Annotated in this window: 15 protein-coding genes and 1 pseudogene; 5 read left to right on the top strand and 11 right to left on the bottom strand. The window is 71.1% G+C overall.

Going from position 1 to position 14,263, the window contains the following annotated elements:
• From CTZ28_RS29680 to CTZ28_RS29650, 7 genes are all read right to left on the bottom strand, one after another.
• Positions 1–211, bottom strand: a 211-nt coding sequence (locus tag CTZ28_RS29680) for a DUF475 domain-containing protein (protein ID WP_121892803.1), incomplete at its 3' end; no start/stop codon positions are given.
• A gap of 103 nt (positions 212–314) precedes the next feature.
• The gene (gene otnC / locus CTZ28_RS29675; RefSeq protein ID WP_121892793.1) at positions 315–959 is read right to left on the bottom strand and encodes a 3-oxo-tetronate 4-phosphate decarboxylase; all 645 of its coding nucleotides are present in this window, start codon (positions 957–959) and stop codon (positions 315–317) included.
• Positions 956–2,230: a 3-oxo-tetronate kinase gene (otnK, locus tag CTZ28_RS29670; protein WP_121892792.1), complete on the bottom strand. Its 1,275-nt coding sequence runs from the start codon at positions 2,228–2,230 to the stop codon at positions 956–958. Before otnK ends, otnC begins: the two co-directional genes overlap by 4 nt.
• 82 nt (positions 2,231–2,312) lie before the next feature.
• Positions 2,313–3,398: an isocitrate/isopropylmalate dehydrogenase family protein gene (locus tag CTZ28_RS29665; protein WP_121892791.1), complete on the bottom strand. Its 1,086-nt coding sequence runs from the start codon at positions 3,396–3,398 to the stop codon at positions 2,313–2,315.
• Positions 3,399–3,457: 59 nt separating this feature from the next.
• Complete coding sequence (locus CTZ28_RS29660; RefSeq protein ID WP_259471867.1) at positions 3,458–4,294, bottom strand: sugar phosphate isomerase/epimerase family protein; 837 nt, start codon at positions 4,292–4,294, stop codon at positions 3,458–3,460.
• Complete coding sequence (locus CTZ28_RS29655; RefSeq protein ID WP_121892790.1) at positions 4,291–4,995, bottom strand: aspartate/glutamate racemase family protein; 705 nt, start codon at positions 4,993–4,995, stop codon at positions 4,291–4,293. The genes CTZ28_RS29660 and CTZ28_RS29655 overlap by 4 nt, the downstream gene beginning before the upstream one ends.
• 235 nt (positions 4,996–5,230) lie before the next feature.
• Positions 5,231–5,956 carry a FadR/GntR family transcriptional regulator gene (locus CTZ28_RS29650; RefSeq protein WP_121892789.1) on the bottom strand — a complete coding sequence of 242 codons (726 nt, stop codon included), beginning with the start codon at positions 5,954–5,956 and terminating at the stop codon, positions 5,231–5,233.
• Between the two features lie 349 nt (positions 5,957–6,305).
• Between CTZ28_RS29650 and CTZ28_RS29645 the strand changes: the two genes are divergently transcribed.
• A complete protein-coding gene (locus CTZ28_RS29645; RefSeq protein ID WP_121892788.1) occupies positions 6,306–7,601 on the top strand; it encodes a CitMHS family transporter in 1,296 nt (431 codons plus the stop codon).
• A 910-nt stretch (positions 7,602–8,511) separates the two neighbouring features.
• On the opposite strand, the gene CTZ28_RS29635 is transcribed toward CTZ28_RS29645, so the two are convergent.
• On the bottom strand, positions 8,512–9,066 hold the full coding sequence (locus CTZ28_RS29635) for a GNAT family N-acetyltransferase (protein WP_121892787.1): 555 nt from the start codon (positions 9,064–9,066) through the stop codon (positions 8,512–8,514).
• A 544-nt stretch (positions 9,067–9,610) separates the two neighbouring features.
• Here CTZ28_RS29635 and CTZ28_RS29625 point away from each other — a divergent pair.
• Entirely contained in the window at positions 9,611–10,171 is a 561-nt protein-coding gene (locus tag CTZ28_RS29625) for a DinB family protein (protein WP_121892785.1), read from the top strand.
• A 48-nt stretch (positions 10,172–10,219) separates the two neighbouring features.
• Here CTZ28_RS29625 and CTZ28_RS29620 read toward each other — a convergent pair whose 3' ends face one another.
• On the bottom strand, positions 10,220–10,741 hold the full coding sequence (locus CTZ28_RS29620) for a GNAT family N-acetyltransferase (protein WP_121892784.1): 522 nt from the start codon (positions 10,739–10,741) through the stop codon (positions 10,220–10,222).
• Between CTZ28_RS29620 and CTZ28_RS29615 the strand changes: the two genes are divergently transcribed.
• Both CTZ28_RS29615 and CTZ28_RS29610 read left to right on the top strand, forming a co-directional pair.
• The gene (locus tag CTZ28_RS29615) at positions 10,740–11,330 is read left to right on the top strand and encodes a helix-turn-helix domain-containing protein (protein WP_121892783.1); all 591 of its coding nucleotides are present in this window, start codon (positions 10,740–10,742) and stop codon (positions 11,328–11,330) included. The two genes, CTZ28_RS29620 and CTZ28_RS29615, sit on opposite strands and share 2 nt — an antisense overlap.
• Positions 11,327–12,538 carry an MFS transporter gene (locus CTZ28_RS29610; protein WP_121892782.1) on the top strand — a complete coding sequence of 404 codons (1,212 nt, stop codon included), beginning with the start codon at positions 11,327–11,329 and terminating at the stop codon, positions 12,536–12,538. Before CTZ28_RS29615 ends, CTZ28_RS29610 begins: the two co-directional genes overlap by 4 nt.
• A 78-nt stretch (positions 12,539–12,616) precedes the next feature.
• On the opposite strand, the pseudogene CTZ28_RS29605 reads toward CTZ28_RS29610, so the two are convergent.
• Positions 12,617–13,153, bottom strand: a pseudogene (locus CTZ28_RS29605) (SDR family NAD(P)-dependent oxidoreductase); the annotation flags it as partial.
• A gap of 23 nt (positions 13,154–13,176) precedes the next feature.
• Between CTZ28_RS29605 and CTZ28_RS29600 the strand changes: the two are divergent.
• Positions 13,177–13,602, top strand: a complete 426-nt coding sequence (locus tag CTZ28_RS29600; RefSeq protein ID WP_259471866.1) for a MarR family winged helix-turn-helix transcriptional regulator — start codon at positions 13,177–13,179, stop codon at positions 13,600–13,602.
• 74 nt (positions 13,603–13,676) lie between these two features.
• On the opposite strand, the gene CTZ28_RS29595 is transcribed toward CTZ28_RS29600, so the two are convergent.
• Positions 13,677–14,147 carry a hypothetical protein gene (locus CTZ28_RS29595; RefSeq protein WP_121892780.1) on the bottom strand — a complete coding sequence of 157 codons (471 nt, stop codon included), beginning with the start codon at positions 14,145–14,147 and terminating at the stop codon, positions 13,677–13,679.
• Between the last annotated feature and the right edge of the window lie 116 nt (positions 14,148–14,263).

Below are 14,263 nucleotides of genomic sequence, written 5' to 3'. Positions count from 1 at the left end.
GAACGCCGATCGTGAGGAAGATCCGCTGCCAGAAGGCGTTCATCTTCTTCAGGATGCCGGCGTTGACCACGGCGTTGTCGAACGACAGCGAGATTTCGAGGATGGACAGGATCGCCACGATGCCAAACGCGGTCCACCCCCCGTAGAAGACCGCGGCGACCAGGCCGAGCGCGGTGACCGCGAACGACCAGCCGAACGTTTTCACAAGCACGGGCTGTCCCATCGTCGTGTCCAGGTGTTCCGCACGGCCTGGTCAGGTGTGCGCATGAAGGTGTATTTCGTCGGGGGTGCTGCGCTCGGGACGTGTTCGGCCGTCACGAGGACGTGGGGGCGAGCGCGGCAGCCTGCTCTCGGGTGAGGGGGCGGGTGGTGTGACCCCTGAGCAGGAGGTGGAGCTTGGCCGTTTCCTCGAGTTCCTCGATGGCGTCGGCGGCCTGGGCCAGGCTGCGGCCGGCGACCACGGGGCCGTGGTTGGCGAGAAGCACGGCGTGGTGGGTGCGGGCCGTCCGCTCGGCGAGCGGTTCCAGGCCGCTGTCGCCGGGGGCGTGATAGGGGAGCAGGGGCAGAGTGCCGACGCGCATCGCGTAGTACGCGGTCAGCGGGGGCAGGGCGTTCGCCCGGTCGATGTCGTCCAGGCAGGAGACGGCGGCGGCATGCGTGCAGTGCAGATGGACGACCGCGTGGGCGGTGGGCCGCGCCCGGTAGAACGCGGCGTGCAGGAACGCCTCCTTGGTGGGCCGGGGGCCGTCGAGGTGATGGCCGGTCAGATCGGTGCGGGAGAGTTCGGCCTCTTCGACGGTGCCGAGGCTGGAGCCGGTGGGAGTGAGCAGAAGGCTGCCGTCGGCCAGCCGGACGGACAGGTTGCCCGTGGAACCGTGTGTCAGGCCGCGGGTGAACAGGGAGCGGGCGGTGCGCACGATGAGTGCGCGGGCGGCCGACTCGTCGTCGTAGCCGGTCACTTGGCCTCCTCGGCGGTTGCGCTCAGGGCGCGGGTGAACAGATCGGGGGCGCCGAAGTTGCCGGATTTGAGCATGAGGGCGAGGCCGCCGGTGGCGGCGCCGGCGTAGGTCCAGGGCACGCCGGGATCGGCTTCGTCCGCGACCAGGACGGCACGGATCCCGAGGGCTGTGGTGACGGCGCCCGAGGTCTCCCCACCCGCGACGAGGAGCCGGCGCACGCCGCGTTCGACGAGGCGGGAGGCGAGGGTGCCGAGGAGTTCCTCGACCTGGGCGGCTGCTTCGGAGACGCCCAACTGGGCCTGTACGGCGGCGAGTTCGTCCGGTGAGGCGGAGGCGTAGACGAGCACGGGCAGCTTGGGGTCCTGCGCGTCGTACCAGGTCATTGCCTCGCCGATGACGTCCCGGCCGGTGGCGGCGGCCAGGACGTCAAGGTGCAGGGAGGGCAGCCCGGCGGCGTAGAACTGGGCGATCTGCTCCAGGGTGCGGGCGGAGCAACTGCCTGCCAGAACCGCGGCGCGGCCCTGCCGCGGCAGCGCATCGGCGGGGTCGGGACCGGCGGTGGGGTAGGCGCGGCCGAGGCCCTCGGCCAGTCCGGCGGCGCCCGCGACGACGGGGAGTTCGAGGGCGGCGGCGCCGAGGACGGCGAGGTCGTCGTCGGTGAGGGCGTCGGCGATGACGTGCCGGACACCTGCCTGCCGGTGCGCGCTGAGGGCCTCGCGGACCGCGTCCACCCCGCGGCGTACGGTCGGCCAGTCGATCAGGGCGACGCGGTGCGGGGTCTGCGCGGACAGCAGGCGCACCAGGGCGGAGTCGGTCATGGGGGTGAGCGGATGGTGGCGCAGGGGAGAGTCGGACAGGAGCTGGTCGTGGACGAAGAGATGGCCCTGGTAGACGGTGCGCCCGTTGGGCGGGGAGGCCGGGCAGTGCAGGGTGACGGCGGTACCGGCGGCCTGCAGGAGCGCGTCGGTGACGGGGCCGATATTGCCCCGGGGTGTGGAGTCGAAAGTGGAGCAGTACTTGAGGTAGATCTGCGCGGCGCCCTTGGCGTGCAGCCAGCGCTGGGCGGTCAGGGAGTCGGCGACGGCCTCGTCGGCGGGCGCGGAGCGGGATTTGAGGGCGACGACGGCGACGTCGCAGTCGGCGGGCAGCTCGGTCGTGCTGTCCGGGGCGCCGAAGACCAGGGCGGTGCGCAGGCCGGCCCGCCGGAAGGCTGCGGCGACGTCCGTGCCGCCGGTGAAGTCGTCGGCTATGCAGCCGATGCGCAGGGTCATGGGCGTGGTCTCTCCTCGGGCGTGGGGTGGAGCGTGTGATCCGGGGCGGGTGGGGGAGTGGCCCGCCCCGGACGGACTCGGGTCAGTTCTGGCCGGCGTCGGCGGTGATGGCCTTGACGACGGCTGCGGTGAACTCGGTCGTGGAAGCGCTGCCGCCCAGGTCGCGGGTGGAGATGCCCGCGGCGATCGTGCCGGCCACACCGCTCTCGATGATCTTTGCGGTGTTCGCCAGTGCCGGGTCGCCGTGCCGGGCGCCGAGCCATTCGAACAGCATGGCGCCGGAGAGGATCATGGCGACCGGGTTGGCGATGTTCTGACCTGCGATGTCCGGGGCGGAACCGTGGGACGCCTGGGCCATGGCGGTGGTGGCGGAGGCGTTGATGGACGGGGCGGTGCCGAGTGAGCCGCTGATCTCGCCGGCGAGGTCGGAGAGGATGTCGCCGAACATGTTCTCGGTGACGATGACGTCGAAGTCCTGGGCACGGCGCACCAGATGGACGGTCATGGCGTCGATGTGGAAGTCGTCCACACGCACATCCGGGTAGTCCCTGGCGACGTCCTGACAGACCGTGCGGAACAGGCCGGTGGTGAGCTTGAGGACGTTGGCCTTGTGGACGATGGTGAGCTTCTTGCGGCGGGAGCGGGCCAGGTCGAAGGCGACGCGGGCGACGCGCTCCGTGGCCTGACGGGTGATGATGCCCATCATGATCGCCGTGTCGGGTGTGGGCATGAACTCGCCGGTGCCGGCGAAGGTGTTGCGGTCGGCGTAGAAGCCTTCGGTGTTCTCGCGGACGATGACCAGGTCGGCGCTGTCGCAGACGGCCTGGGCACCGGGGAAGCTCTTGGCGGGGCGGATGTTGGCGAACAACTGGAAGTGCTTGCGCAGGGTGCCCGAGGGGTTGAGCGCGGACTTGTGCGGCTCGGGGTAGCTGACCGAGTCATGCGGACCCAGATACCACCCGTCCAGGCCGGCCAGGGCGTCCTTGGTCTCCTCGGGAACCGGGGTGCCGTGCGTGGCGATCGCGGCGGCGCCGAGCGGCAGGGTCACCCAGTCGACGCGGGCGCCCGCGACGGCCGCGGCTGCGGTGGCGATCTCGACCGAGGAGGGGACGATCTCGGGGCCGATGCCGTCGCCGTCCAGGACGCCGAGGCGGTAGGTGGTGCTCATCTGCGGGTTCCTCTCGAAACGGGGTAGCGGGGTAGTTCTTCCGAGGGTGGGGAGACGGATCAGGCCAGGGCGGCTGCGGCGTCGGTGAGAGCGGTCCAGGAGCGGGCGGCGGCTCGGACGCTGTCTCCGTCCTGGGTGTGTTCCAGTGTCAGCCAGCCGGTGAAGCCGCCCTGGCGAAGTGCCTTGAGCAGGGGTGGAAGCCGGGGGTCGCCCACCGGCAGGGGGCCCCGCGTGACAGTCGCCGCGAGTTGCAGACAGCCGGTGACGTGTGCGTGCTCCGTGACCGCCTGGACCGTGTCGACGCGCTCGGCTTCGAGATGGTGGCTGTCGAGCACCAGGCCGGCCGGGGAGCCGAGCGTGCGGATGACGGTGACGGCTTCGCCGGGAGTGTGCCACAGCGAGGTCGTGGCGCGTGACTGCGGCTCCAGCAACAGCCGGCTGCCGTGCGCGGACGCTTCCTCGGCCAGTCGCCGGACGGCACGTTCGACCCACAGACGCTGTGCGTCCGCCAGCCCGGGAAGAAAGGTGCCGCGGGTCTGGCCGAGGGTGACGGGCACACCGAGCGCGCCGGCGAGGCGGGCCGCGTCCAGCAGCCGGGCCAGGGCGTGTCGGCGCACATCGGGCGACGGGTCAGCGAGTGTCAGCCGGTCCTGCGCGGCGACCGGGCCGGTGCCGATGCCCAGGATCTTCAGGCCGGTGCCTGCCACGGTCCGGGCCAGCGCGTCGGCATCGCGCGCGCCCTTCTCGCGGACCTGGACCTCCACACCGTCGTATCCGAGGTCGGCCAGGTGACGGACGGCCTCGGCAAGGGGCGCCGCAAAGCCGAGCGGCATGGGGGCGCGGCAGTCGTCGCCCGAGACGGTGTAGGCCAGCGGCCAGGGCAGGTGTGCGGTCACGGTGCGACCGCCACGGCCGTCTGCCCGGCAGCGGGGCTGAGCAGGGCGCGCAGTTCGCGGGCGGCCGCACCGGCACCGTCCAGGACCGGCACTCCCACCAGCGCGGCCAGAGCCTCGCGAACCGGGGCCAGGGAGTACTGCGCCAGCAGCACCGCATCGGCGTCGGAGCCCCCTGCGGCATACAGCGCATCGGCCAGATGACCAGCGGCCGTCTCCGCGCTCTCGGCACCGGCGGCTCCCTCGCCCAGGGCGGTCACGATCTCGACCGGGCGGTCGGGCCGCACCGCAGGGACGAGCGCTTCGAGCTGGGCGACGGCCGCCGGGACGGCGGGCGGGGTGGAGGCGACGACGGCGATGCGCCGGTACGAGCAGGCCAGAGCGGCCCTGAACATCGCCTCGTCCGACTTCAGGACGGGCACGCTCCACAGCAGTCGGGCCGTGTCCGCGACCTCCCCGTAGGAGGAGCAGGTCAGCAGCAGGCCCTGTGCGCCGCCGTCCAGCACATGCCCGATCAGGCGAAGCATGCGTCGGCGCAGCGCGCCGGTGAGGCCGCCGGCCTCACGGGCATCGTCCAGGAGCCGGTCGTCCGACACGTTCCAGACCGTGGCCTCGGGGAACTCTCGCGCGAACGCCTCTTGGGCGATGCGGGCGCCGGTCGGCACGGCGTGGATCATGGCAACCAGGGGATGGGGTTCGATCACCGGGTTCTTCCTCTTCCGGTAGGCGGGACCGTCGGGGTCCCGGCTCCGGGCCGCTCCGTTCGGCGCGAGGACGCTCCTCACAGGCATGGGGAGGGGCCCGGGATGGGGTGCGGCGAGGTGTCGCTGCGGTGCCGCGCCGCCACTGTAGAAGCAACCGGTCAACCGGTCAACCGGTTGGGGGTGTGGGAAGCCCCGCGGGCTGCCGGATCCCGCCCGGCGGCCCATGGGGCACCCGTCACGTGTCCCGCTGTTCGAGGGCCTCCATCAGCCGCCGGGACGCCCCCTCCATGTGCTGCGCCATGGCCGCGCGGGCCGTCTCCGCATCGCCCTTCGCGACGGCCTCGAAGATCGGTACATGGTCCGCGTACGCCACCGCACGGGGCCGTACGGCCCCGGTGCGCTGGACCCAGCCGCGCTGGATCATCGCCCGCATGCCCTTGAGCATGTCCCGGAGCACCGTGTTGCCGGCCAGTTCGCCCAGGGCCGCGTGGAACGCGGTGTCCGCCTCGGGGAACTCCTCGTCCGGACACTCCCGCATCGCCGCGAGCCGGGCGCTCAGCAGGTCGATCCCCGCCTCGTCGCGTGCCTGGGCCGCCAGGCCTGCGACCACCACCTCCAGCTCCGCGCGGGCTCGCACCATGTCGCGGGCGCCCTGCTCGCCGAGGACCAGGCCCAGTTCGAACAGCCGGTAGAGCACGTCCGAATCGGCGCCCCGGAAGTATGTGCCGCTGGACTGCCGGATCTCCAGCAGGCCGAGGAAGCCGAGCGACTTGATCGCCTCCCGCACGGTGGGCCGGTTCACACCGAGCATTTCGGTCAGCTGCCGCTCCGACGGGATACGGTCGCCGGGCTGCACCTCACCGGACATCAGGTAGTCGATCAGGCGACGGGAGACCTCGGCGGCCAGTGGCTCACGCGGCTCGACCGTGATCCTGGCGAGTTCGGCCATCGAATTCCTCACTTCGGTATTGACGCGGTGGCTGGATTCTAGTTTCCTACCGGCCATCCGGTAAACCGGTTGTCCGGAAGCTCGGCGAGCCGCCCTCCCTTCCCCGCGGCAGCCGCTCCGGTAGTCCCAGCCACTCCAGGCGCACCTCTGACACCTCCGCAGGGCCTCTGCCCGCTATGGCCGTGCGCCCCGAACCTCCGTACAGGAGCCGTATCTGCCCTGGCCGACCCGATGCACGAGCCGCATCCCGTGTGCTGACGGTCGCCTTCCGCCCCGGCACGCACCGACTCGTGCGCCGCCTTGCGCCGCCTTGCGCCGCCGGTCGACCGGCGGTCCCTCAGAACTGCCTCAAGGAGCAACGATGCTCGCCGTCCTCGGCTTTGCCACCCTGGGCAGCTTCATGCTGCTCGTGATGCGGAAATACCTCTCCGCGTTCACCGCCATCATGCTCACGCCGATCGCCGCCGCTCTCGTCGTCGGCAAGGGCGCCAAGCTCGGCGACATGATCACGAACGGCCTGGACACGGTCGCCCCCACCGCCGCGCTGCTGCTGTTCGCCGTCCTCTACTTCGGCCTGATGATGGAGTGCAGACTCTTCGAGCCCGTGTGCCAGGTCATCGTCCGTGCCGCCAAAGGCGATCCGGTCCGTATCTGCGTCGGCACCGCCGTTCTGGCCCTGTGTGTCGCACTCGACGGTGACGGCACCACCAGCTACATGATCGTCTGCTCCGCGTTCCTGCCGATCTACCGGCGGCTGGGCATGAACCCCCTCGTCCTCGCCACCATTGCCGCCATGGCCCTGGGCACCATCTCCGGCACCACCCCCTGGGGCGGCGCCGCCACCCGCGGCATCAGCGTCCTGCATCTGAGCGCCACCGAGTACTTCGTTCACATGATCGGCCCCATGGCCCTCACCAGCCTGGCCGCCATCGCCGTCGCCTACTGGCTCGGCCGGCGCGAACGCCGAAAGATCGACGTCGACGAACTCGCCGCCCACCAGCGCGAGATCGCCTCGGGCGAAGCGTTCGAGCCGGTGACGGCGGACTGGCGCATGTGGTTCAACGCCGCCCTCACCGTGCTGTTGCTGGTCCTGCTCATCCTTGAGGTCGCCGACCTCCTGGTGCTGTTCATGGTCGCGTTCGTCATCGCCCTGCTCGTCAACATCCGCACCATCGGCGACCAGCAGGAGCTGATCAAGCGCCAGGCAGCCAACGCCGTCCCCGTGATGATCCTCGTCCTGGCGGCCGGCGTCTTCACCGGGATCATGACCGACGCCGGCATGATCAAGGCCATGGCGGACGCCGCCCTCGCCGTCGTGCCCGAGTCGATGGGCAATCTCATCCCGCTGTTCACCGCCGTCCTCGCCCTGCCGCTCGGCTTCTTCATGTCCAATGACGGCTACTGGTTCGGCGTCGTCCCCGTCCTCGCCGAATCGGCCGCGCACTACGGCGTCGACGCCAACGAGATCGCCCGCGCCGGCGCCATCGGTCAGATCCTCCATATGATGGGTCCCACCAGCGCACCGCTGTGGGTCCTGCTCGGACTCGTCAAGGCGGAACTCGGCGACTTCCAGAAGCACGCCCTGCGCTGGGGCATCCCGGTCTCCCTCGCCTACATAGCCTTCGCCGTCATCACCGGAGCCATCACCGTCACCTGACTCCGAGCCGCGGGCGGCCGACATCGACACGACGTTCCGTCCGGTGCCCGCGCCCACGATGCGGCCACCGGACGGTCGGCGGGTGGGACAACATGCCCCCGATCCGACTCGGCACGCGGTGCTCTTCCGCACTGACGTCCGCGATGCGGACAAAGCCGACAGCACCGGCCGGGTCGGCACCGAGTGTCTGTATCTGCTGGTTCAGCGGGTGGCTGAGGGAGATCGCGGCCCCGGCGGCGTCCCCGGCCCGGCCGCGCCAACGCGCATGGTTGCGGTGTGTGCCGAACATCTTCAGCCAGTTGGGGAGCGCCGTGAGGGCGCCCAGGCCGCTTTCCCGCGGATGCCGGAGTCCGCCGTGCCGGCCCAGCACGCGGCCCAGATCGGTCGGGAGCGCCTCGTACGCCGTCGCCGCTCCGCAGGTGCTCCCCGACTCGCCCAGCCGGCGTGCGAGTTCGGCCCGGGCATCTTCCGGTGGGCCGGCCTGGCCGTGGAGTCCGGGAACGTGTGCTGGTGCAGCAGGGGCAGGAGTTCGGCGTACGCGGCCGCCGCCCCGGCCGCGACCCGCCGACGGCCGGGCTGCCGTCCCCGACCGCCGTCCCGGACGCGCCGTGGGTGTTCAGCAGCGAGTGCAACTCCGCGGCGGCACGGTCGCGTTCGTCCTGTGCGAGGCCCTCCGGCAGGCTCTCGAAACGAGCCTGCCACAGGGCCTCCTGACGGATGCGGATCTGCTCGGCCGATACGCCGTCGTCCGCGTCCAGTCCGGCTAGGTCGGCCGCGGTCCGGTCCAGCCGCGCTGCTGAGCACGTTGACTTCAAGAGGCCGCGCCGCTTCCGGGTGGCAGGCAGCCGCTCGCCGTTCGGCGTCGGCGACGTCTTCCGACAGCGGTACGGCAGAGCCGGGGGACCCTGGTTCATGACCCGGAGGTGTGCTCGGCTGCAGCGTGTTGGGCTCTGGTGGTCGCGTAGATGCGGATCGGACGACCGCAGCTGGGGTCCACCGACTCACGTACCAGCCGCATCCCCAGCTTCTCCATGATGCGCTCGGAGGCGCCATTTCCCACTTGGGTGACGCTCACGATCTGTTCCAGTTCACAGTCACGGAACCCGAACCGCACCACGGCGGCAGCCGCCTCGCTCGCGAAGCCCTTACCCCAGAACCGGCGCCCCAGACGCCACCCCACCTCGACCGTCGGCATCACCTCGGGGAGGAACTCCGGAACCGACAAGCCGGTGAAACCGGCCAGTTCACCCGTGGAGCGGACCTCGACGGCGAACAGGCCGAAGCCGTTGGCCTCCCACTGCCGCTCCATGGCCTCAAGGCCGGCGCGGGTCTGCACCTCATCACGAGTCGACCCGTCACCGATCCAGCGCATCACGTCCGGATCGGCATGGATGGCAGCCAGTGGCTCAAGATCATTGTCACGCCAGCGGCGCAGGACCAGTCGGGCGGTGTCAATCTTGACCATCCGGTGACCCTATCCGCGGTGTCACCCACGAGGCTCAATCCGCCTGGGCTCTGTGTCCTTCTTCAAGAAGGTCGCGCGGGCTCCGGCGGCCAGGCAGACCGAGGCCGTGGAAGACCAACGCCAGCCCGACCGCCCCATACGCGGTGAGAAAGACCCCTTGCAGAAGGAGCTCGCTCTGGTGTTGGGCTCGGAGGTTCACCGCCTCGTCGAAAGTCTGCGTGCCCGTTGGGTTCCGTCCGTCGTACGTGGTGCAGGTCTGGCCGGGCCGCAAGTGCCTCACCGGGATCTCTTCCCCGTACCTGTCGTGCACGGTGCCCCTGCACGGCGGGTTCTCATCGGCAGGTAAGGCGCCTGCCATCTGGAACAAACCGCAGCCGACGGGCAGGAGAAAGAACAGCACCAGGCGACGCCGGAGCGTCGTGGCTCTGTCCACATGTGGCCGCGGTTTCGGAGCACGGAAGAACATGCGGGCACAGCGTAGTGCCGAACCGCGCGATGCGATATTCGCTTGCCTGTCGGTCCACCGCTCCGCATAGTGAGCACGATGAGCGACATGCCCGAGCGGTGGAGCCAGGCCAGTGTGTACCCCGACATGTGGGCCGATCCCGACGAGGATCCCCGCAACCGCGACGGGGCCAGCCCGGACGGCGAGTTGGCGACGCTGCAGGATTTCCTGAGGGACTATCGGCTGACCCTGCAGATGAAGTGCGAGGGGTTGGATCCGGAGAAACTGGCGCGCCGTTCGGTGCCGCCGTCGACCATGTCCTTGCTGGGGCTGGTCCGTCACCTTGCCGAGGTGGAGCGGGACTGGCGCAACTGGGTGGTGCCAGGGGACCCGGCACCGAAGCTGTACGGAGCGCGTGACGCCGACTTCGAGGGAGTCGCCGCGGACCAGGCGCTGGTCGAGGGCGCGTTCGCCGATCTCGCCCGCGAACAGGCGGCGACCGACGCGGTGTTGGCCGAGTATCCGGATCTGGGCACGCGCGTGGGCCGGGACGGCATCGCTGTCCGGGAGCTGTTGGTGCACCGGATCGAGGAGTACGCCCGCCACTGCGGACACGCCGATCTGCTGCGCGAGTGCATCGACGGCCGGGTAGGGCAGTAGCTCCCCACTCGGCGGCTGCAAACAACTGACCGCTTTGGCTCCGGCGGTTCAGGTGAGGGACAGCCGCATGATCGTCAGATCGAGTCGGCGGCCGAACTTGATTCCGGCCTCCCGCACCGTTCCGACGTGGTGGAACCCGAACCGTTCGTGCAGCCGGATCGAGGGGGCGTTCCCGGCCTCGATGTCGGCGATCATGAGGTGATGGCCGGCCTCGCGCGCTGAGGCGATCAGCGCGTCGAGCAGTGCGGAGCCGATGCCGAGCCCGTGCCGGCCTTCGCGAACGTAGACCGAGTCCTCCACGGTGTGGCGGTACCCGTCCAGTTCCCGCCACGGCCCGTACACCGCGAATCCGGCCACCTCGCCGTCCAGGTCGGCCACGAGTGCCGACCCCCGATCCAGATGGGCGGCCAGCCAGGCGGCCCCCTCGGCGGGGGACTGCGGGGTCTGGGTCCACAGGGCCGTCGACTGCTCGATCGCGTGGTTGCGTATCGCGCGGATGGCCTCCGCGTCGCCCCGCTGTGCGCGGCGTACGGTCACCGCCACCGTGTCTCTCTCGTATATTGGATTCATGTCCAACATAGTAGATCCTCTGGTGGGGCAGATCGCAGCCCGGGTCCGCACCGAACGGGAGCGCCGGCGGTGGACCCTGGCCCAGCTCGCGGAAGCCTCCGGTGTCTCCCAGGCGATGATCAGCAGGATCGAGCGCGGCGAGAGCAGCCCCACCGCCGTCGTCCTCGGCAAGCTGTCCGCCGCCTTCCAGCTCAGCGTCGCCTCCCTGCTCGCGCTCGCCGAGGGGACCCGGAGCGACACGGAAGCGGCAGCAGGCGTGCGCCGCCGGACGGACACGGCCGAGTGGCGGGACCCCGGCACCGGCTACCGGCGCCGCCAGATCACCGGCCCGCACTTCCCCGCCGAGGTCGCCGAGATCCGCCTGCCCGCAGGCGCGCAGGTGCCGTATCCGGCCGCCGCCTTCGCCTTCGTACGACAGCTCGTCTGGGTCCTCGAAGGCCGCCTGACCTTCCACGACGGCGACACCGTCCACGAACTCGACGCGGGCGACACCATCGAACTCGGCGAGCCCGCCGAGCGCGTCTTCGTCAACACCACCGACGCCGAGTGCCGTTACGCCGTGATCCTCACTCGCGGCGCACAGCCATGACCCGCCCCCTTCCGCGAAGCGGCACACTCCTGCTGGCCCTCATCGCCGGGACGGCGATAGCGAACAACTACGCCATTCAGCCCGCGCTCACCGCGGTCGCCGCCGACCTGGGCGTCCCGCTCTCCGTGATCGGCCTCGCACCGACCGCCGCGCTCGCCGGCTGCATGACCGGCTTCGCCCTCCTGCTTCCCCTCGCCGACCGTCTCGCCCCCAACCGCCTGGTGGCCGCCCAGCTCACCGCCCTGGCCGCCGCCCTCGCCCTGGCCGCGGCCGCACCCGGCGCGGCCGTACTCCTCGTCGCCTATCTGCTCATCGGCGCGGCCGCCGGCGTCGCGGCCCAGGCCGGCGGCATCGCGGGCCGGTATGCCCCGCCCGGCCGGCGGGGAACCGGCGTCGCCACGGTGGCCGCAGGGATGTCGGCGGGCATCCTGCTCAGCCGCCTGGCAGGCGGAGCCCTCACCGACAGCCTCGGCTGGCGGCGGATGCTCCTCGTCTTCGCCGCCCTCGCCCTGCTCGGCGCGCTCGCCGCCGCCACCCGCCTGCCCCGGCAGCGCCCGCACAGCGACCACAGCTACCGCGCCGCCCTCACCGCACTTCCCCCACTGCTGCGCGAGTTCCCGGACCTGCGACGGGCAGTGGTCACCGGTGGGCTGTGGTACTTCGCGTTCAATCTCATGTGGGTCGCGCTCGCGCTCACGCTGGCCGCACCGCCCCACTCGCTCGATCCGACCGCCATCGGCCTGTACAGCCTGGCCGGACTCCTCGGTCTCGCCGTCCTCCCGCTCACCGGACGCCTCACGGACCGGCACGCCCCGGCCGCTGTGATCACTCACTGCACACTGGCCGCCGCCGCGGGCACCGCCTTGCTGGCCATCGGTGTGAACACCCCGCCGCTCCTCGTCCTCGGCCTGGCTCTCCTCGACGCCGGCTGCTTCGCCGCCCAAGCCGCCAACATGAGCCGCGTCATCGCCCTCGACCCGCGCCGCTCCGGCAGCCTGACCAGCGTCTATCTCGTGCTGTACTTCATGACCGGCGCCGTCGGCACCGCCCTCGCCGCGCCCCTGCTCAACCTCCTCGGCTGGCAGGGCACCACACTCACCGCCCTCGTCGCACTCCTCCTCGCCGCCGCCCTCGGCCGACTCGCGAGTGGCGCGTCCGTGCCCGTTCGACAGCGGTCGGTCCGGTCCGGGTGCGGCCGAGGGCACTGACAACAGCCCGCGCCTCGCCGACGGATGGGCGACGTGGGGGACGGCCGGCTGGTGCCCCACCGGGTACCGGGGGCACGGTTACGGAGTCGCGAGGTCGGCGAGCAGGGCCACCGTCTCCGTCCACAACTCGTCCTGCACCCGCTCGTCACGGCCGGGCTCGGGACATTCCAGGGGCTTGGCGCCGCGTACGGAGAAGTAGCCTCCGCTGGTGTGAGCGAACGCCGGATCGGTCGCCAGCCGGACGACGATGCCGGCGCCCTTACGGGGGTCGCCCACCCTGAGGGTGTTCAGTACGCGCTGCAACACGGCGGATCCGCGCAGATCCCGGCCGAGGCCGGTGGCGTTGAATCCGGGGTCGCAACAGTTCACGGTGACCTGCGCCGGATCCAGACGCCGGGCCAGTTCCCGGGTCCACCGGCCGTACAACGCCATCGACTCACGCCGGGTGTAGGGGGCGGTGTGCCGCAGGTCCCTCGCCGGCGAGACGGTCCCGGCCTGCTGGGCGGCATCCGAGGCGACATTGACGATACGTGCCGGGCCGGACGCGGACAGCGTGTGCGTCAGGGCCTGCGTCAGCGCGAACGGGCCGAGGTAGTTGACCGCGGTCATCTCCGCCGCCCCCTCGGCTGATCACAGCAATGCACGCAGGCCCTGATCCGGCCCGGGTGGGGCTGCAGTTCCTCTCCGTCGCCTACCGGGTACGCCAGGCGGTCGACCAGCACATGGCTGCGGCGGGGCTGTCGCTGTCCCGCACCAAGACGCTCCGACTCCTGGCCGAACGCGGCACCCTGCACCAGGCCGAGCTCGCCGAGGCCCTCGGCCAGGCGCCACGCTCCGTCACCCAGGCGCTGGAAGCCCTGGAACGGCTTGACCTCATCGCCCGAACCACCGATCCCCAGGACCGCCGCCGTAAGATCGTGACGCCGACCGGCAAGGGACGGGCGGCCCTCACGGCGGGAGAGCAGCGGCTGCGGCAACTTTTCGGTTCCCTCGACGGCCGCCAACTGGCCGCTCTGGACAGGTTGCTCACCACCATCGACGTAGCAACCGGCAGCACGGACTGAAGCCGGCCGGGCGCGGAGCGGGCGCGGAACCTGAGGGTTCCGCGCCACGGGACCGGGGCGTCAGCGTGGCGAGGTCACCACCACGACGTGCACTTCGTCTGCCCGGCGTTCTTGAGGTACCCGCACGCCCGGAACCGGTAGCTGGACGACGTACTCGTCGTTTTCGCGGCGCTGGTCTTCGAGGTGCCCGGGCCTCGGTCGACCGCGAACGGCCCGCACTGGAGCCACGTCGAGCCGTTGTCCGTCGTCCAGTCCATCCACACCAGGTCCCCGTTGACGGTAGTGCCGCTGAGCTTGGCCCAGCCTCGCTGCGCACCGGCGACGCTGCCGTAGTGGAGGGTCACCGAGCGGCCGGCACCCATGTCGACCGACCGGACAACGGTTCCGGACGCGTCGTCGGAGATGTCGACGAACCCGTTGCGTCCGCCCTGACAGTCGGCAGCCGCGGCAGAAGCCAAGGTGGCCGATCCGGCGACGGACAGCCCGGACCCGAGCGTGAGCGCAGTGGCGGTGGCCGCAAGGCAGCGCCATAAACGATTCTTCATTGGGTGTTCTCCTCCTGTGGTCGCACCCGCTGGTCCGCGGGTCGGCCGGGCTCGTGGTGTTGCCCCGGCGGGGTGAGGTCCGTACGCCGACGGCGCTCCGGGACCCAGCGGGCCCT

Source organism: Streptomyces shenzhenensis, from assembly GCF_003688995.1.
In the GTDB taxonomy this organism is placed as follows: Bacteria; Actinomycetota; Actinomycetes; order Streptomycetales; family Streptomycetaceae; genus Streptomyces; species Streptomyces shenzhenensis_A.
This window is presented reverse-complemented; position numbering and strand designations above follow the sequence as displayed.